This is a genomic window from Mesorhizobium sp. (genome assembly GCF_005063415.1).
GTDB lineage: Bacteria > Pseudomonadota > Alphaproteobacteria > Rhizobiales > Rhizobiaceae > Mesorhizobium.
The window spans coordinates 1-16,163 of record NZ_SUEG01000086.1; the positions used below are offsets into that span (position 1 = coordinate 1).

The 16,163-nt window shown below is 64.0% G+C and carries 16 protein-coding genes; 8 read left to right on the forward strand and 8 right to left on the reverse strand.

Features of this window, described 5'->3' with window-relative positions:
* Both waaF and rfaD read right to left on the reverse strand, forming a co-directional pair.
* On the reverse strand, nt 1-893 hold an 893-nt coding region (gene waaF / locus E5W70_RS20920; protein ID WP_292661763.1), incomplete at its 3' end, for a lipopolysaccharide heptosyltransferase II.
* Nucleotides 866-1,816 (reverse strand): ADP-glyceromanno-heptose 6-epimerase, encoded by a 951-nt coding sequence (gene rfaD, locus E5W70_RS20925; RefSeq protein ID WP_292661766.1) that lies wholly within the window; start codon nt 1,814-1,816, stop codon nt 866-868. The genes waaF and rfaD, both read right to left, overlap by 28 nt.
* Nucleotides 1,817-1,991: 175 nt before the next feature.
* Here rfaD and E5W70_RS20930 point away from each other — a divergent pair, with 175 nt between their 5' ends.
* The 3 genes from E5W70_RS20930 to E5W70_RS20940 all read left to right on the forward strand — a co-directional run bounded on the left by E5W70_RS20930 (nt 1,992) and on the right by E5W70_RS20940 (nt 4,824).
* Complete coding sequence (locus E5W70_RS20930) at nt 1,992-2,624, forward strand: LysE family translocator (RefSeq protein WP_292661768.1); 633 nt, start codon at nt 1,992-1,994, stop codon at nt 2,622-2,624.
* A 138-nt stretch (nt 2,625-2,762) separates the two neighbouring features.
* Entirely contained in the window at nt 2,763-4,241 is a 1,479-nt protein-coding gene (gene rfaE1, locus E5W70_RS20935) for a D-glycero-beta-D-manno-heptose-7-phosphate kinase (protein ID WP_292661771.1), read from the forward strand.
* A 7-nt stretch (nt 4,242-4,248) separates the two neighbouring features.
* Nucleotides 4,249-4,824, forward strand: coding sequence for an SIS domain-containing protein (locus E5W70_RS20940; RefSeq protein ID WP_292661774.1), 576 nt, complete (start codon nt 4,249-4,251; stop codon nt 4,822-4,824).
* A gap of 211 nt (nt 4,825-5,035) precedes the next feature.
* Here E5W70_RS20940 and E5W70_RS20945 read toward each other — a convergent pair whose 3' ends face one another.
* Nucleotides 5,036-5,512: an Lrp/AsnC family transcriptional regulator gene (locus tag E5W70_RS20945; protein ID WP_292661777.1), complete on the reverse strand. Its 477-nt coding sequence runs from the start codon at nt 5,510-5,512 to the stop codon at nt 5,036-5,038.
* A gap of 254 nt (nt 5,513-5,766) precedes the next feature.
* Here E5W70_RS20945 and trxB point away from each other — a divergent pair, with 254 nt between their 5' ends.
* Nucleotides 5,767-6,741, forward strand: coding sequence for a thioredoxin-disulfide reductase (trxB, locus tag E5W70_RS20950; RefSeq protein WP_292661779.1), 975 nt, complete (start codon nt 5,767-5,769; stop codon nt 6,739-6,741).
* A 97-nt stretch (nt 6,742-6,838) separates the two neighbouring features.
* Nucleotides 6,839-7,735 (forward strand): LysR family transcriptional regulator, encoded by an 897-nt coding sequence (locus tag E5W70_RS20955; protein ID WP_023719100.1) that lies wholly within the window; start codon nt 6,839-6,841, stop codon nt 7,733-7,735.
* Nucleotide 7,736: 1 nt separating this feature from the next.
* On the opposite strand, the gene E5W70_RS20960 is transcribed toward E5W70_RS20955, so the two are convergent.
* Nucleotides 7,737-8,381, reverse strand: a complete 645-nt coding sequence (locus tag E5W70_RS20960) for a TetR/AcrR family transcriptional regulator (RefSeq protein WP_292661783.1) — start codon at nt 8,379-8,381, stop codon at nt 7,737-7,739.
* An 87-nt stretch (nt 8,382-8,468) separates the two neighbouring features.
* Here E5W70_RS20960 and E5W70_RS20965 point away from each other — a divergent pair, with 87 nt between their 5' ends.
* Entirely contained in the window at nt 8,469-9,254 is a 786-nt protein-coding gene (locus E5W70_RS20965) for an SDR family NAD(P)-dependent oxidoreductase (RefSeq protein ID WP_366509724.1), read from the forward strand.
* Nucleotides 9,255-9,273: 19 nt separating this feature from the next.
* Here E5W70_RS20965 and E5W70_RS20970 read toward each other — a convergent pair whose 3' ends face one another.
* The 3 genes from E5W70_RS20970 to E5W70_RS20980 form a co-directional block, all read right to left on the reverse strand.
* Nucleotides 9,274-9,771 (reverse strand): isoprenylcysteine carboxylmethyltransferase family protein, encoded by a 498-nt coding sequence (locus tag E5W70_RS20970; protein ID WP_292661786.1) that lies wholly within the window; start codon nt 9,769-9,771, stop codon nt 9,274-9,276.
* A 1,062-nt stretch (nt 9,772-10,833) separates the two neighbouring features.
* On the reverse strand, nt 10,834-12,885 hold the full coding sequence (locus E5W70_RS20975) for an elongation factor G (protein ID WP_292661788.1): 2,052 nt from the start codon (nt 12,883-12,885) through the stop codon (nt 10,834-10,836).
* Nucleotides 12,886-13,051: 166 nt separating this feature from the next.
* Entirely contained in the window at nt 13,052-13,918 is an 867-nt protein-coding gene (locus tag E5W70_RS20980; protein WP_292661791.1) for an alpha/beta fold hydrolase, read from the reverse strand.
* A gap of 143 nt (nt 13,919-14,061) precedes the next feature.
* Between E5W70_RS20980 and E5W70_RS20985 the strand changes: the two genes are divergently transcribed.
* Together E5W70_RS20985 and E5W70_RS20990 are read left to right on the forward strand one after the other, a co-directional pair.
* Entirely contained in the window at nt 14,062-14,661 is a 600-nt protein-coding gene (locus tag E5W70_RS20985) for an isoprenylcysteine carboxylmethyltransferase family protein (protein WP_292661794.1), read from the forward strand.
* Nucleotides 14,662-14,691: 30 nt separating this feature from the next.
* Nucleotides 14,692-15,087, forward strand: coding sequence for a cupin domain-containing protein (locus E5W70_RS20990; protein ID WP_292661798.1), 396 nt, complete (start codon nt 14,692-14,694; stop codon nt 15,085-15,087).
* Nucleotides 15,088-15,093: 6 nt separating this feature from the next.
* On the opposite strand, the gene E5W70_RS20995 is transcribed toward E5W70_RS20990, so the two are convergent.
* Nucleotides 15,094-16,163 (reverse strand): pyridoxal phosphate-dependent aminotransferase (locus E5W70_RS20995; RefSeq protein WP_292661801.1); only part of this gene is annotated, 1,070 nt, incomplete at its 5' end.

Below are 16,163 nucleotides of genomic sequence, written 5' to 3' on the forward strand. Positions count from 1 at the left end.
GAACAGGACAGGCCGAGCCAGACCAGTTCGCGACGCTCGGCGAGCGGCGGCGTGTTGTTGGGCGAAGTCGAGCCGTAGACGGCGACGACCGGCGTGCCGACGGCAGCGGCGACATGCATCAGCCCGCTGTCGTTGGAGACGGCGAGCCGGGCCGCGGCGATCAGGTCGATGGCATCCTCGAGCCGCGTCTGGCCGGCAAGGTCGACGGCGCCCGGCGCCAGCGCGGTAATTTCAGCCGTTACCTCGGCGTCGTTCTTCGATCCGAACAGCGCGACGCCAAACCCTTTCGCCATCATCTCGCGGGCGAGGCCGGCATAGTTTTCGCTCGGCCAGCGCTTGGCCGGGCCGAATTCGGCGCCGGGCATAAGTGCCACGAATTTCCCCGCCGTCAGCCCGAAACGGCCGAGCAGTGCCGCCTGGCTATCTGCATCGACGGCAAGCTTGGGAGCCTGCAAAGACCCGCCGCGGGCAAGGCCGAAATAGGCCTGCGCGGTGCGCCGTTTCAGGCGATCGGGCAACGGCACGATGTCGGTCAGCAGCCCATAGCGCATTTCCTTGAGATGGCCGACGCGGCGCGGAATGCCGGCAAAGAACGGGATCAGCGCCGACTTCCAGCTTCCCGGTAGGACAAAGGCCATGTCGTAGCGGTCGCGCAGCAGGCGGCCGAAGCGCCTTCGGATGCGGAATTCGAACGCGCCGGATTGCAGCGGCAGGTCGATCTGCTGGCGTATTTCGGGCATGCGCTTGACCAGGGGGGCTGCCCAGGCCGGCGCCAGCACGTCTATGGCGGCGTTCGGATGAAGCTCCCTCAGCGCCGAGAACAGGCACTGCGCCATCACCATGTCGCCCACCCAGCGTGGGCCGATCACGAGGATCGTTGGGCTTTCAGCCATTCGACATAGTCTCTGACGCCGGTTTCCACTGTGCGGAACTGGCCATTATAACCGGCTGCGCGCAAGCGGGACATATCAGCTTGCGTAAAGCTCTGGTAGCTGCCCTTGAGATGGTCGGGAAACTCGATGAACTCGATCTGGCCTTGGCCGAGCGTATCGATCACCGTTTCGGCAATGGCGCGGAAGGGCTGGGCCTTGCCTGTGCCGCAGTTGAAGATGCCGCTCGAACCGCGTTTCCACAGCCACAGATTGACGTCGGCGACATCGCCGACATGGATGAAATCGCGGCTCTGCTCGCCGGGCCCGAAACCGTCATAGGCGCCGAACAGCTTGGGGTTTTCGCCGCGTTCGACCTGGTTGAACAAATGGAAGGCGACAGAGGCCATGGCGCCCTTATGCGCCTCGCGCGGTCCGTAGACGTTGAAATAACGCAGGCCCGCCACCGGCGAATGATCGGTATCGAAAACCGTGCGGCGGACATAGTCGTCGAACAGCTTTTTCGAATAGGCATAGACGTTCAGTGGCCGCTCGTATTGCGGCTCCTCGCGGAACTCGGCCCCGCCGCCATAGACGGAAGCGGACGAGGCATAGAGGAAGGGCACGCGCAGGGCCAGGGAGGCGTGCAGCAGGTGCTTCGAATAGGTGTAGTTGACCTCCATCATGAACTTGCCGTTCCATTCGGTGGTGGTCGAGCAGGCGCCCTGGTGAAAGACGGCCTCGATGCGGCCGAGGTCGCCAGCCTCCATTCGCGCCAGGAAATCGTCCTTGTCGAGGTAGTCAGCGATCTCGAGATCGGCGAGGTTGGCGATCTTGTGGCCGTCGGTGAGGTCGTCGACGACGAGGATGTCGCTGAAACCCTCGGCGTTGAGCGCGGCGACGATGTTGGAACCGATCATGCCGGCGCCGCCCGTGACGATGATCATGAAAGCCTCTGGTACCTTGTGCCGGTTGTAGCCCTTGTGGGATTCTGGCCTTATAGGGGAGGCGGGCCGGGCTGTCGACAAAGCAGGTGGCGGGCGGCCGGATGAGCGCCATAGTGGCGCCGCAAAGGTCACGTTTCAATCGGCCTGCCGGCCGATCGGCGACAGGAGCAAGGCAATGCCGTCAACCGAACTGCTTGTCGCCTTTTTCGCCACCACGGCGATCTTCGCCTATATCCCCGGTCCCGCCATGCTCTATACCGCTGCGCAAACCATGGCGCGCGGCCGCTGGTCCGGCCTGATGGCGGCGCTCGGCATCCATCTTGGCGGCTACGTTCATGTCTTCGCCGCCGCCGTTGGCCTGTCGGTGCTTTTCCATGCCGTGCCGGTGCTTTACATGGCGGTCAAGCTGGTCGGTGCGCTGTATCTGGTCTGGCTCGGTGTTTCGCTGTTTCGCGCCAAGGCGCAAGGCGATGCCGTCTTGCCCGGAATTCAGCCGAAATCCGCCCGCCGCGCCTTTTTCGAGAGCGTTGCCGTCGAGGTGCTCAACCCGAAAACGGCGATTTTCTTCATGGCGTTCCTGCCGCAATTCATCGATGCCTCGGTACCGTTTCCGGTCTGGCTGCAGTTCGTCGTGCTTGGAACGATCGTCAATTTGATGTTCTCGTCGGCCGACATTGTTTGCGTGGTGCTGGCCGGCGCGGTGATCGCCAGGCTGCGGCAGTCGAGCCGGGCGCAGCGCCTGATGCGGCGCGCCGGCGGTACGGTGCTCGTCGGGCTGGGCATGCATGTCGCGTTGCAGAAAAGCTGACGCACTGTCTCGCCACCGCGATCGGTCGAAGGCCTGCCGTTGCGTCGGCTGAAATTGCGGTATATCGGCATCGCCATGAACGGCCTGCCTGCCAATCGAATTTCCCACCACTGAAAATCGGCCCTCCCGCGCGTTGACATGATCAAGCTGCCCTCTCCCGAACCTCTTCACCGCGCCATCTCGCGCTTCGGCGGCGCCACCGTGCTGGTGGTCGGCGATTTCATCCTCGACCGTTTCGTCAATGGCGTGATCGAGCGCATTTCGCCGGAAGCGCCGATCCCCGTGCTGCACGGGCGCGGCGAAACGCTGGCGCTGGGCGGCGCCGGCAATGTTGTCGCCAACATCGTTTCGCTCGGCGCTGCCGTCATACCGGTCTCGGTGATCGGCGCTGACGAGGCCGGCAAGAACCTCATGCGTATGCTCGGCGAATTTGGCGTCGACACCGGCGGGCTGGCGCAGGATGCCGATCGCATGACGTCGTCCAAAAGCCGCTTCAGCGCGCTCAACCAGCAGGTGCTGCGTTTCGACGAAGAGGAAATCAAGCCGCTGGGCGATGCCGAGCGCGCGACATTGGTCGGGCATTTTCGCGAAGCGGTGGCACGCGCCGACATCGTCATCCTGTCCGACTATGGCAAGGGCGTGCTGCTCGACGGCGTCGCCGGCGAGCTGATCTCGATCTGCCGGCAGTCGGGCAAGCCGGTGCTGGTCGATCCGAAGGGCAGCGACTATGCGCGTTATGCCGGCGCGACGGCAATCACGCCCAACCGCAAGGAACTCGGTGAGGCGGTCGGCCGCGCAGTGTTTGCCGACGACGAGATCGAGGCGGCGGCACGCCAGCTGATTTCGGCGCACGGTTTCGAGTTCGTCGTCGCGACGCGCAGCGAAAAGGGCATGAGCGTCGTCGGTGCGGACGACGCCCGCCATATCGCCACGCAGGCGCGCGAAGTGTTCGACGTTTCGGGCGCCGGCGACACGGTGATCGCCACCTTCGCGCTGGCCCTGGCGGCAGGCGCCGACCGCGTCATGGCCGGATCGATCGCCAACGCAGCCGGCGGCGTTGTCGTCGGCAAGCGCGGCACGGCGCGGCTGACGATCGAGGAACTCACCGGCGCGCTCTTTCGCTCGCATGGTCCGGTTGCCCACAAGGATGCCATCCTCGGTGCCGCCGCCGCGGCGCGGCTGGTGGCAGCCTGGAAGGACGAGGGCTTGAGTGTCGGCTTCACCAATGGCTGTTTCGATATCCTGCATGCCGGCCATGTCAGCCTGTTGCATGCGGCGCGCAGCCAGTGCGACCGGCTGGTGCTCGGCCTCAACAGCGATACCTCGGTGCGCCGGCTGAAAGGGCCGGGACGCCCGGTCAACGACCAGCATGACCGGGCCTGCGTGCTGGCAGCACTTGCCTCGGTCGACGCCGTCGTCATCTTCGAGGAGGATACGCCGCTTTCGCTGATCGAGGCGCTGAGCCCCGACATACTGGTCAAGGGCGCCGACTATACGGTCGATCAGGTGGTTGGCGCCGATGTGGTGCAAAAGGCCGGCGGGCGCGTCGTGCTGGTCGATCTCGTCGCCGGCAAGAGCACGACCGGCACCATCGGCAGATTGCGCGCCGGGAACTGAGGGTTTCATGTCCGAACTGAACGATTACCTGGTCCGCTCGGCGGCTGCGATTTCGGCGATGGTCGAGCGCGACCTGACCAGTGAGATGGAGCGGGCGGTCAGCGCCGTCGTCGCTGCGCTTTCGCAGGGCAAGGCGCTGCTGATAGCCGGCAATGGCGGTTCGGCCAGCGACGCGATCCACATCGCCGGCGAGCTGGTCGGCCGCTTCCTCAGGGAGCGCAAGGCCTACAACGTCATCGCGCTGCCCGCCAATGCGGCGGTGCTGACCGCCTGGGGCAATGATTACGGCTTCGACACGGTGTTTGCACGCCAGGTCGAGGCCCATGGCTCGGCGGGCGCCGTGCTGCTCGCCATCTCGACCAGCGGCAATTCGCCAAGCATCCTCGCCGCCGCCCAACAGGCGCGCATGATGGGCATGACGGTGATCAGCCTGACCGGGGAGACCGGCGGCAAGCTGAAGCCGCTCTCCGACATCCTGCTCAACGTACCCTCGACCTCGACGCCGATCATCCAGCAGGGGCATCTGTGCCTCTACCACCATCTCTGCGAAATGGTCGAAACGCGCCTCTGCGACGCAGGGTGATCGGGCTGCAAAAATAAGTTCCGTCGGCGACGCTGCAATCTCCCCCGCAAGGGGAGATCGGCAAATTCGTCGAGGCCGCCACATTTTGTTCTCGCTTTGTGCCGGCAGCTATGCTACTAATTTGGGTATGGTGATGATTCCCACCGACGACCCGCCCCCGAGGCGGGTTTTTGTTTCCGGTTTTTGTTTCGCAGCCGCTTTGCCTGCTCTCTCAAGTTGAAAACGCCACCAGCCCTTCGTCCTTGACCCGGCGGATGGTCAGCGCGGTTCGCACCGTATCGACATTGGGGGCCGAGGCCAGTTCCTCGATGACGAAGGTCTGGAAGGTGCCGAGATCGCTCGCCACGCAATGCAGCAGGAAATCGGACTCGCCCGACACCATCCAGGCATCGCGCACGATCGGCCAGCCGCGGGTGCGCTCGGCGAAGGTCTTGAGCTCGGCGTCGGCCTGGTGATGCAGGCCGATCAGGCAGAAGGCGACGACGTCGAGGCCGAGCGCCGGTGCGTTGAGCAGGGCGCGGTAGCCGCGGATGATGCCGGCCTCTTCCAGCCGCCGGACGCGGCGCAGGCACGGCGGCGCCGAAATGCCGACACGGCCCGACAGTTCGACATTGGTCATGCGTCCGTCCTGCTGAAGCTCGCGCAGGATCTTCCAGTCGATGGCATCGAGATCGGCCTTGATCGGCATGGTGGCTTCCGTGGTGACGCGAAAGAATCTTTCGCGACTTTGTAGTTAAACGACTTTGCTGTCTATTCCATCCGCTGGATCGAGGATTTTCGCATCATCTTGCTGCGGGTTGCTTGTCGCCTGGCCGGCGCCGAAGCTTTCCGGGGACGAACGGCAACTTGCCTTGCTGGCGTCGCAGGCAACACTTACATTACGCGCAACAATCGACGAGAGTTCATGCCACAATCCATGGCTGCTCCCCCCAGAGGCTTTTCATGATCACCAAGCACGCGCCTGTTCTCATCATCGGCTCCGGCCCCGCCGGCTATACGGCGGCGATCTATGCCGCCCGCGCCATGCTCAAGCCGATGCTGGTCGCCGGCCTGCAGCAGGGCGGGCAACTGATGATCACCACCGACGTCGAAAACTATCCGGGCTTCGCCGAACCGATCCAGGGTCCATGGCTGATGAGCGAAATGCTCAGGCAGGCCGAGCATGTCGGCACCGATGTCGTCAACGACATCATCACCGAGGTCGACCTCAACGTGCGGCCGTTCCGCGCCAAGGGCGATTCCGGCACGATCTATACCGCCGACGCGCTGATCATCGCCACCGGTGCCCAGGCGAAATGGCTGGGCATCCCGAGCGAACAGACCTTCATGGGGTTTGGCGTTTCGGCCTGCGCCACCTGCGACGGCTTCTTCTACCGCGGCAAGGATGTCGCGGTGATCGGCGGCGGCAATTCGGCGGTGGAGGAAGCGCTCTATCTCTCCAACCTGGCCAAGAGCGTCACCGTCATCCACAGGCGCAGCGATTTCCGCGCCGAGCGCATCCTGCGCGAGCGGCTGCTGCGGAAAGACAATGTCCGCGTCATCTGGGATACGGTTGTCGACGAGGTCACCGGCCGGCCCGGCAAGGCGCCGCTGCCGCCTTCGGTCGAAGGGCTGAGGCTGCGCAACGTGGTGACCGGGCAGGAGATGCATCTGGTGGTCGACGGCGTGTTCGTGGCGATCGGCCACGCGCCGGCGGTCGAGCTGTTTGCCGGCAAGCTGAAGCAGAAGCCGAACGGCTATCTGTGGACGGCGCCGGATTCGACCTGCACCGACATGCCGGGCGTGTTCGCCGCCGGCGACGTGACCGACGATATCTACCGCCAGGCGGTGACGGCGGCCGGGCTTGGCTGCATGGCCGCGCTCGAGGCGGAAAAATATCTGGCGGGGATCGAGGTTCACCGCGAAGCGGCGGAGTGATTGTTCGACAAGCGGCTGAGAAGAGCCGCGCAAAAGCCTGATTTTTCATTCAGACGCCATAACAGGCGGACGCCAGAAAACAGGACGAGGGGAAATCATGGCGTTGGATTGGGACAAGCTACGCGTGTTTCACGCCGCAGCGGAAGCGGGGTCGTTCACCCATGCCGCGGAAACACTGCATTTGTCCCAATCGGCGATCTCGCGGCAGGTCAGCGCGCTCGAGCACGATGTCGGCGTGCCGCTGTTCAATCGCCACGCCCGCGGCCTGGTGCTGACCGAGCAGGGCGAGATGCTGTTCCGCACGGCGCACGACGTGCTGATGAAGCTCGAAACCATCAAGTCGCGGCTGACCGAAACCAAGGACCGGCCCTCCGGCGTGCTCAGGGTGACGACCACGGTCGGCCTTGGCGCCGGCTGGCTGACAGAGCGCGTGCAGGAATTCATCGAGCTCTATCCTGAGGTCAGCCTGCAGCTCATCCTGGCCAATGAGGAACTCGATCTCACCATGCGCCAGGCCGACTGCGCCATCAGGCTGCGCCAGCCGCAGCAGCCGGACCTCATCCAGCGCCGCCTGTTCACCGTGCATTTCCATCTCTACGCGGCGCCCTCCTATGTGAACAAATACGGCAAGCCGAATTCGATCGCGGAGCTGAAGGCCCATCGCATCGTCACCTTCGGCGTGCCGGTGCCGGCGCACCTGTCGGAACTGAACTGGCTGGAGACGGTCGGCGATTTCGAAGGCGGGCAAAGGGTGCCGACGCTGCAGATCAACGACATCCTGTCGATCAAGCGGGCGGTGCAGGGCGGCGCCGGCATCGCCATGCTGCCGGATTACGTGGTCAGCAAGGATTCGGGGCTGGTGCAGTTGCTGCCCGAAACCGAAGTGCCGTCCTTCGATACCTATTTCGCCTATCCCGACGCGATGAAGAACCAGGCGAAGCTGCATGTCTTCCGCGATTTCATCATCGCCAAGGCGCGCAGCTGGTCGTTCTGATTTAGGAGCGCGTATCCGCCGGCGAGCTGGCGCCGTAGCGCAAACCGTCGACGAGCAAGGCAACCATGCGCCGCGCCTGGGCAGGGCCGCCACCATGTGACGGCATGGCAAGGCTGGCGGCCGCCCCCAACAGGTCGTCCGGCTCGATATCGGCGCGCACCTCGCCGGCCGCGGCCGCTGCCTCTAGCAATGTTTGAAGCGCGGGCCGGAGCCGTTGGTTGAAATAGGCAGGCAAAGTCTCGAAGGCCGGATTGCCTGAGTACAAGGCTGCCGCGAGGCCGCGTTTTGCCGTGACGAAATCCACGTAGCGCTGCATCCACAGGGCCAGCGCTTCACCGGGCTCATGCTTCCTGGCCAGGATCGGCGCGGCGTCCGCGCAGGCGTCAACCTCGTTGCGGAAGACGGCCACGATAAGGTCCGAGCGCTGTGGAAAGTGGCGGTAGACGGTGCCGACGCCGACGCCAGCCCTTTCCGCGATCTCTCGCACCGGAGCCTCCACGCCGGAGGTCGCGAACACCGCCATGGCCGCCCGGAGCAACGCGTCGATGTTGCGTCGTGCGTCGGCGCGCACGTGCCGATCCGCGCGGTCGCGGGGTTCCAGACCATCGCCTTGATCCGTTTTGTCGTCCGGCGTTTTTTCGCCCATCAAATTACCTCTTGCAAACGGAACCTTGTTCCGGATATATATGGAACGTGGTTCCGTTTTACTTGTATCTAGCACGGCAAGGCGGTGTTGGCCACACATCGGTGCACAAAAGGAGATTACCATGCAGGACAAACCCGTCGCCCTGGTCACCGGGGCAACAAGGGCATCGGTCTTCAGATCGCCAAGGATCTCGCGGCGAACGGCCTCACCGTGCTCGTAGGATCGCGCAGGCTCGAGCATGCGGAGGCAGCCGCAAAGAGCATCGGAGGCGATGCCCACGCCCTGCAGCTCGACATCACCGACCGGGCGTCGATCGCCGCCGCGGCAGAGCGCATCCGCATCGAATTCGGCCGCCTCGACGTGCTGGTGAACAATGCCGGCATCTCCCATGCGGGAAAGCCGGGCAGGCCGCTCGAGGAGATCATCAACTCGGGCCGCCCGAGTGTTGCCTCTCTCGACGACGTACGCGCGGTGTTCGAGACGAACGTGTTTGGCGTCGTCGCCGTCACGCAAGCGATGCTGCGGCTCCTTCGTGAGGCGCCGGCGGCGCGTATCGTCAACGTATCGAGCGGCGCTGGCTCGCTGACATTGAACGCGGATCCGGCCTTTCCGTACCGCACTTCGTTTGGCGCCGTTTACAACCCGTCGAAGACGGCCGTCAACGCGATGACGCTCGCCTTCGCTATCGAGCTCGAGGAGACCGGCATCAAGGTCAACGCTGCGTGCCCGGGCTACACCGCGACGGAGCTGAACAACTTCGAAGGTTCGCGCACCGTCGAACAGGCCGCGCGGGAGCCCGTGCGCCTCGCGCTTCTCGACGCGAACGGTCCGACGGGCACGTTCTCGAACGAGGATGGCCCGCTGCCGTGGTGACGTAGCCTTCGAGGCTGCCTCAGCCGCGCCAAGGTGTCAGGCGGGGCAGCCAGCCTGGTACCGCGCGGCGGTAGGCTTCGTATTCGTCGCCGTAGCGGCGGGCAAGCGTCGGTTCCTCATATAGTTTCACGAAGGAGATCATGGCGGCCGCGGCGATGACTAGATAGGCGGCGACCGTTCCGCTCGAAAACAGCAGTGCCTGGCCGAGAACGATCGACAGCACGGCAACGTACATCGGGTTGCGGACATGGCGGTAGATGCCGCCGACGACCAGCCTCTCGGTCGGCGCGACCGGGGCTGGCGTACCCAGGCCCTCCAGGGCAAAACGGGCAAAGGCGTGCAGCAGCACGACTGTGCCGGCGACAACCAGCAGCCAGCCCACAGGAACGAAACCGGGCAGTCTCGACCAGGGCAGGCGATAGCGGTCGGTCAGCAGCCAAGGCACCAGTCCGGCGACCACGCCGGGCGCTACAGCAAGGAAGATAATGCTGCCGGCGATCGCCGAAGCGACCCGCATGGAGGTCTCCTTACCTAGAGCGCGTCGCGTTCGACCGGCCTCATGCGACGCGCTCTAGATTCTTGTTTCTATGCATGTCGTTATCGCAAAACCGCTCCACACTTCTGCGCGACATGCATTAGAGCCCGTTCCACCCCCGATGGAAGCGGGATGGAACTCTATCTTCCTGTTCGACCGGGATCATGCTCTAAGGCGCGCCCTTGAACGGTCTCCTGCGACGCGCTTAAGCTTTTGGGCGGCATGCACCGGCAAGGTCTGGCTGCCGAAAAAACAAACGCGTGCTGCACGATTCCACGTCATCCTGCGTTTTTCGATTTTCCGAGCAGGAATCGCTGCTGATTCGCGGCCGCGGATCGATTTTTGCCTTGCCGCACGCCGTATTTCAGCGATTCAACTGGTCCTATTGCGCTTCGGGACCGATTAGACCACAGCCGGCGCCTTTTTGCATGTGTGTGTTGCAAAATAGATGCTTGTTTCTTGGGCATGAAGAGCACATATATAGATCATCTCCTGAGCGCGTTCTCCTCCCATTAGCGCTCTCGAGTGTTCCCCTCTGGAGGTTAGCCTTAACAGGCACTTCCAATCAAACTCAGCCGGGTCTTCATTGATCCGGCTTTTTTGTTGCCCGAAACCAACACATCGCCAGAAAATCGGCCGGAACGGTCGCGTAACAGTGACATGTAACCTCGGGTAACATGCCGCGGGCGCGCCAAATCGATTAAGCAGAACATAGGACGCGGTGTGGCTCGTCCGGGGGATGGGGGCATCACTCGGACGACCCGGGCTCAGGCAGCTACCGCGTCCGAACCTTCCTCCGCCGCCGGGCACCGGCGGCAAGTATGCGGCGGACCTGCCGTTTCGCCTCCCACGAAGACGGTCCGCAACGAAACGGCGCCCGGATGGTCCGGGCGCCGTTTCCTTGTGTGCTTCCTAAAAGCGCGTCGCGTTCGACCGGCCTCATGCGACGCGCTTTTAGGTCCTTGTTTGATGCATGTCGTTATCGCAAAACCGCTGCACACTTTTGTGCGACATGCATTAGTGTTCTGGCCGCAAGCTGCTGCTTCAGGCGGCCTTGCCGTTGGCGTTCAGCGCTTCGTCGGCCAACCGCCCTGTGAGTTCGGCCATGTGGTCGAAGACGGCCCGGTAGCTGGCGACACCCGCCGTGGCCGAGCGCAGCTCGATGATGAGGTCGCCGATCTCGGCCTGCGGCATGGTCGCCTCGACAACGTCCCATCCCGGCCAGTCGGGCCGCGCGTCGTAGCCGAGGATCTGACCGCGCCGCTGCGGGATCAGCGCGATGATCTTCGACGTCGCATCCGACGGCGTGACGATCTCGACCTTCATCACCGGTTCGAGCAGCACCGGCGAGCAGGCGGCCATGCCTTCCTTCATCGCCAGCTTCGCTGCCATCTGGAAGGCCATGTCGGAGGAATCGACCGCATGGTAGGAACCGTCGGAGAGGTTGACGGCAACATCGACGACCGGGAAGCCGAGCGGGCCGGATTTCAGGTAGTCGCGCACGCCGGTCTCGACCGACTGGATGTAGGTTTTCGGCACGACGCCGCCGGTGATCGTATCGGTGAACTGGAAGCCCGACCCGCGCGGCAGCGGTTTGATCTCCAGCACCACATCGCCGAACTGGCCGTGGCCGCCCGATTGTTTCTTGTGGCGGCCGCGCTGCTGCGTCGCTTTGCGGATCGTCTCCCGATAGGGCACGGCCGGCACATGGCCTTCGACCGGGATCTGGTTCTTGCCTTCCAGCCGCTCGCGCACGACGCGCAGATGCATCTCGCCATGACCGGACAGCACGGTTTCGGCCGAATCCTGGTTGTGATGCAGGTTGAGCGAGGGATCTTCCTCGGCCAGGCGCTGGATGGCCGCCGACATCTTGACCTCGTCTTTGCGCTCCTTCGGCCGCAGCGCGAAGGCGAAGACCGGTTGCGGCGGCGCCAGCGTGACCAGCGGCTTGATGCCGCCCTTGGTCGAGCTCAGCGTCTGGCCTGTCCTGACGGCGTCCAGCTTGCCGAGCGCGACCGTGTCGCCGGCCTTGGCCGAAGTCAGCTTGACCTGGTCCTTGCCGAGCATCTTGTAGATGCCGGAGACCTTTGCCGTCTCGCCGGTGGAAAGGAACAGCTCGGCTGCGTCGGCGACCTGGCCGGACAGGATGCGCGACACCGACAGCTTGCCGCCATGCGCGGTGTGGATGGTCTTCATCACCTGGACCACGGTGGCATTGCCGTCGGGCGCGCCGAGGCGCTGGCGCGTCGCCTCGATGTCGGGTGCGTCGTGACGGATCGCCTTCAACAGGCGCAGCACGCCATTGCCCTTCTCGGCCGTGCCGATCAGCACCGGCGTCACTATGCCGTCGCGCAGGTCGGCGGCAAGATCGTCGAAGATCGCGTCCTTCGGCGGTTCGATCTCGTCCAGCAATTGCTCCATCAGGCGGTCGTCATGGTCGGCGAGCGTCTCCAGCATGGAAAAACGCGCCTCGAGCTCGCGCGCCTTGTCGTCGCTCGGGATCTGGGCGACCTCGCTCTCGGCATATTCGCGATAGATGTAGGCTCGCTCCAGGGCGAGGTCGATCGAGCCGATGACGACGCCGTCCTTGCGCAGCGGAATCTGGCGCAGCAGCAGAGGCACCGAGCTTGCCGGCTGCAGCATCTTCAGCGTGTCGCGCACGCCTGATATCGCCTTGTCGACCTTGTTCAGGAACAGCATGCATGGCACGCCGAGATCGTCGAGCTTGCGCATGATCAGCTGCAGGGCAGGGATCTTCTTCTCGTCAGCCTCGGCGACGACCACGGCGACGTCGCAGGCGGCCAGCACCGGCTCGGCTTCGAAAGAGAATTCGATGGAGCCGGGACAATCGACGAAGGTGAACGGCTCGCCCATGAATTCGGTGGTGGCGAAGGTCGCCTCGATGCTCATGCCGTGAGCGCGCGCCTCGGGCGAATGATCGGAAACGGTATTTCCGGACGAAACGGGATTCTGGCGGGGAATGGCGCCTGTACGGGCGAGTATGGCTTCGAGAAGTGTCGTCTTACCGCTTGCGAAGGGACCGACTATGGCAATGCATTTCGGTCCCGTGCGTCGTCCTCCGGCGCGAGTACCCATGGCTGACCTCCACTCAGGCGTTTCCCTGTGAGCGGCGGCCGGCCTGTCGGCCGTCGCGGGCGAGGCTTTTTTCAATTTGCCACCTACCCAAAGGGCATCGTCCCACGGGCAGGCCGGGAGGGCAAGGGATTTGAAGTTGAAGGAATTTGAAGTTGAGGGGCTGGGTTCAGCCGGTGCCGGCTAGGCGCGACGCCAGCGGCGTTGCGTCGACGCGCTGCACCGCCACCGTCTCGGCAAAGCGCGCGAGCAACGGATTGAACAGGTCCGCACGCTCCCAGAAAGGCGCATGCCCGGCGCCTGAGATGACGTGGCAATGCTCCCACAGCGAGCCGTAGGCGAGCGTCTCAAAATAGCCGAGCCGGACGAACGGGTCGTTCTCGCCATTGACGATGGCCACCGGAAACGCGGCCTGCTCGACCACCTGTCTCTGGTCGGCGCCCTTGCCGGTGAGCATGCCGCGCGTCACCGCGGCGCGTAGCCGGCCGTCGGTGCGCAGGATGGTTTTGCGGAAGGACGGATCGGCGGTGTCGCCGAAACACAGCGTCTCGAAGCGCTCGGCATCGCGTTCGGAATACGTCTTTTTGGACGCCAGCAGCATGTCCCAATGCGCGTGGAAGCCGCGCAGCATGCCGAAAGGACCCTTCGATACCGGCGGCGCGCCGGTCAGCATCAGCCCGCCGACGAGGCGGTGAAAACTCGCGAGTTCGATTGCCACGTGCCCGCCAAGCGACCAGCCGAAGACGACGGCGCGGTCGATCCCCAAGGCGTCGAGGAGCTGAGCCGCCGACTGGGCAAGACCGGCGATGGTGTAGTCCGTCGCCGGATCGCGGGCGTCCGAGGATTCGCCATGGCCGGGCAGGTCGAAAGCAATCAACCGATGGGCAGCGGCCAACGGGCTGTCGAACTGGCGGGCGAAGACGGCGCGCGAACTGCCCGAGCCGTGGATCAGGACAAGCGGGATGCCGGATCCCAACGACTGGCTGAGGCGCAAATCCGCTTGCGGCGTGCGGATCGTGCGGTGGGAAACGGCCATATCTGGTTGGACCTTGGGATTGTCTCCAGGTCAACATCGCATGCCGAGGTCACCATGTTGTTTAGAACGGTGGTTAAGAAATGATTTCTCGGTTTCTGCCGGGTATGATGACCGAATCCACCACAGCTAACCCCGGGACCCTGATGATGGAATCCACGCTCGACCTTCTCCTCTCGATCAGCAGCATCGCCACGCTCGGCCAATATGCCTGGTCGATGCGCGCGCATTTCCAGTCGCAGACCATGTCTCAAGGCGCGATGATCATTTCGGCCGTCGTGGTCGGCACGGCGCTGTTCTTTCTTGCGCTGCTGTGGATCGAGCGGCAGCCGGTGGCGGCGAAGATCGGCGGTCTCGCCATCGAACTGGCAAGCTCGGCGCTGTTCTGGTGGGCGATCTCGGTCTCCCGCAAGGCGCGGCTGCGGTTCGCATTCGATCCGGACAATCCCCACAGCCTGGTGACCGAAGGCCCTTATCTCCATGTCCGGCATCCGTTCTACACATCCTACATCATCTTTTGGATCGGGTGGGGCATCGCGACCTGGTCGGTCTGGGCGGTGGTGCCGGTCGCCGGTATCGTTACGATCTACGTGATCGCAGCCTTGGACGAAGAGCGAAAATTTTCGCGGACAAGGTTGGCCGACGCCTACGACGCCTACCGAAGGCGCACCGGCCTGTTTTGGCCGCGCCTTGCCCGCAGCCGGCAGGACATGCAGCCGGCGTCTGACGAAAGTGGTAGGGTATAAGACACTGGATTGGATCGAGGACTTGCGACTATGAAGATTATTGCCTGCGGCAGCGTGCCGACGATCGTTGCGCCGGAGACATATTTTACCGGCCGGGTTTTGCAGACGCCGATCATCGAGAAAGAGGCGCCGGCGCGGCTACGCGCCACGCTGGTCAGTTTCGAGCCCGGCGCCCGCACCCACTGGCACACGCATCCGCTCGGCCAGACGCTCTACGTCACGTCCGGTGGCGGTCTCGCGCAAAGCTGGGGCGGCCCGATCCAGGAGATCAGGGCCGGCGACGTCATCTCCTTTGCGGCCGGCGAAAAGCACTGGCACGGCGCCGCGCCCAAATCGGCGATGACGCACATCGCCATGCAGGAGGCACTCGAAAGTGTGCATGTCGATTGGCTGGAGAAGGTCAGCGACGAGCAGTATGGCGGCTGAAACGTCTCAGACCAGCGCGGCGGTAAAGCGCTGGATGCGCGTGCAGGCCTCTTCGAGCAGAGCTTCCGACGTGGCATAGGAGATGCGGAAGTTCGGGCCGAGGCCAAAGGCCGAACCGAAAACAACCGCCACGCCCTCGGCCTCGAGCAGTTCCGAGCAGAAGGTTTCGTCGCTGTCGATCACCTTGCCGCTCTTGGTCTTCTTGCCGATCAGTTGGGCACAGGAGGGATAGACGTAGAACGCACCCTCCGGCGAGGGACAGGTGATGCCGCGCGCCTGGTTGAGCATCGAGACGACGAGATCGCGCCGGCCCTGGAAGATCGCCTTGTTCTTCGGGATGAAATCCTGCGGGCCATTCAGTGCTTCGACCGCCGCCCATTGGGCGATGGTGCAGGCGCCGGAGGTCTGCTGGCCCTGGATCATGTCCATCGCCTTGATCAGCGGCACCGGGCCTGCCGCATAGCCGATACGCCAGCCGGTCATGGCATAGGCTTTCGACACGCCGTTCATGGTCAGCGTGCGCTCATAGAGCTTTGGCTCGACCTCGGCGATGGTCTTGAAGACGAAGTCGCCATAAGTCAGGTGCTCGTACATGTCGTCGGTCAGCACCCAGACATGGGGATGCTTCAACAGCACGTCGGCAAGGCTCTTGAGCTCCGCCTCGGTATAGGCGGCGCCCGACGGGTTGGACGGCGAGTTCATCAACAGCCATTTGGTGCGCGGCGTGATCGCCCTTTCCAGCACGGCCGCCGTCAGCTTGAAGCCGTTGTCGATCGAGGTCTCGACCAAGGCCGAGGTGCCGCCGCAGATCGCCACCATTTCGGGATAGCTCACCCAGTAGGGCCGCGGGATGATCACCTCGTCGCCGGGGTTCAGCGTCGCCATGAAGGCGTTGAACAGGATCTGCTTGCCGCCGGTACCGACGATGGTCTGCTCCGGCCGGTAGTCGAGATTGTTCTCGCGCTTGAACTTTTTCGCGATCGCATCGCGCAGCGGCACGATGCCGGACACCGGCGGGTATTTCGTCTCGCCGCGGCGGATGGCCTCGATCGCGGCGCTCTTGATGTTGTCGGGGG

Bases quoted from the DNA above. Each gene is read 5' to 3' on its own strand.
- E5W70_RS20930 (WP_292661768.1), top strand. From the start codon at position 1,992: ATGCCGTCAACCGAACTGCTTGTCGCCTTTTTCGCCACCACGGCGATC.
- E5W70_RS20940 (WP_292661774.1), top strand. From the start codon at position 4,249: ATGTCCGAACTGAACGATTACCTGGTCCGCTCGGCGGCTGCGATTTCG.
- rfaE1 (WP_292661771.1), top strand. From the start codon at position 2,763: ATGATCAAGCTGCCCTCTCCCGAACCTCTTCACCGCGCCATCTCGCGC.
- E5W70_RS20970 (WP_292661786.1), bottom strand. From the start codon at position 9,771: ATGCGGGTCGCTTCGGCGATCGCCGGCAGCATTATCTTCCTTGCTGTA.
- E5W70_RS20960 (WP_292661783.1), bottom strand. From the start codon at position 8,381: ATGGGCGAAAAAACGCCGGACGACAAAACGGATCAAGGCGATGGTCTG.
- E5W70_RS20985 (WP_292661794.1), top strand. From the start codon at position 14,062: ATGATGGAATCCACGCTCGACCTTCTCCTCTCGATCAGCAGCATCGCC.
- trxB (WP_292661779.1), top strand. From the start codon at position 5,767: ATGATCACCAAGCACGCGCCTGTTCTCATCATCGGCTCCGGCCCCGCC.
- E5W70_RS20955 (WP_023719100.1), top strand. From the start codon at position 6,839: ATGGCGTTGGATTGGGACAAGCTACGCGTGTTTCACGCCGCAGCGGAA.
- E5W70_RS20980 (WP_292661791.1), bottom strand. From the start codon at position 13,918: ATGGCCGTTTCCCACCGCACGATCCGCACGCCGCAAGCGGATTTGCGC.
- E5W70_RS20975 (WP_292661788.1), bottom strand. From the start codon at position 12,885: ATGGGTACTCGCGCCGGAGGACGACGCACGGGACCGAAATGCATTGCC.
- rfaD (WP_292661766.1), bottom strand. From the start codon at position 1,816: ATGATCATCGTCACGGGCGGCGCCGGCATGATCGGTTCCAACATCGTC.
- E5W70_RS20945 (WP_292661777.1), bottom strand. From the start codon at position 5,512: ATGCCGATCAAGGCCGATCTCGATGCCATCGACTGGAAGATCCTGCGC.
- E5W70_RS20990 (WP_292661798.1), top strand. From the start codon at position 14,692: ATGAAGATTATTGCCTGCGGCAGCGTGCCGACGATCGTTGCGCCGGAG.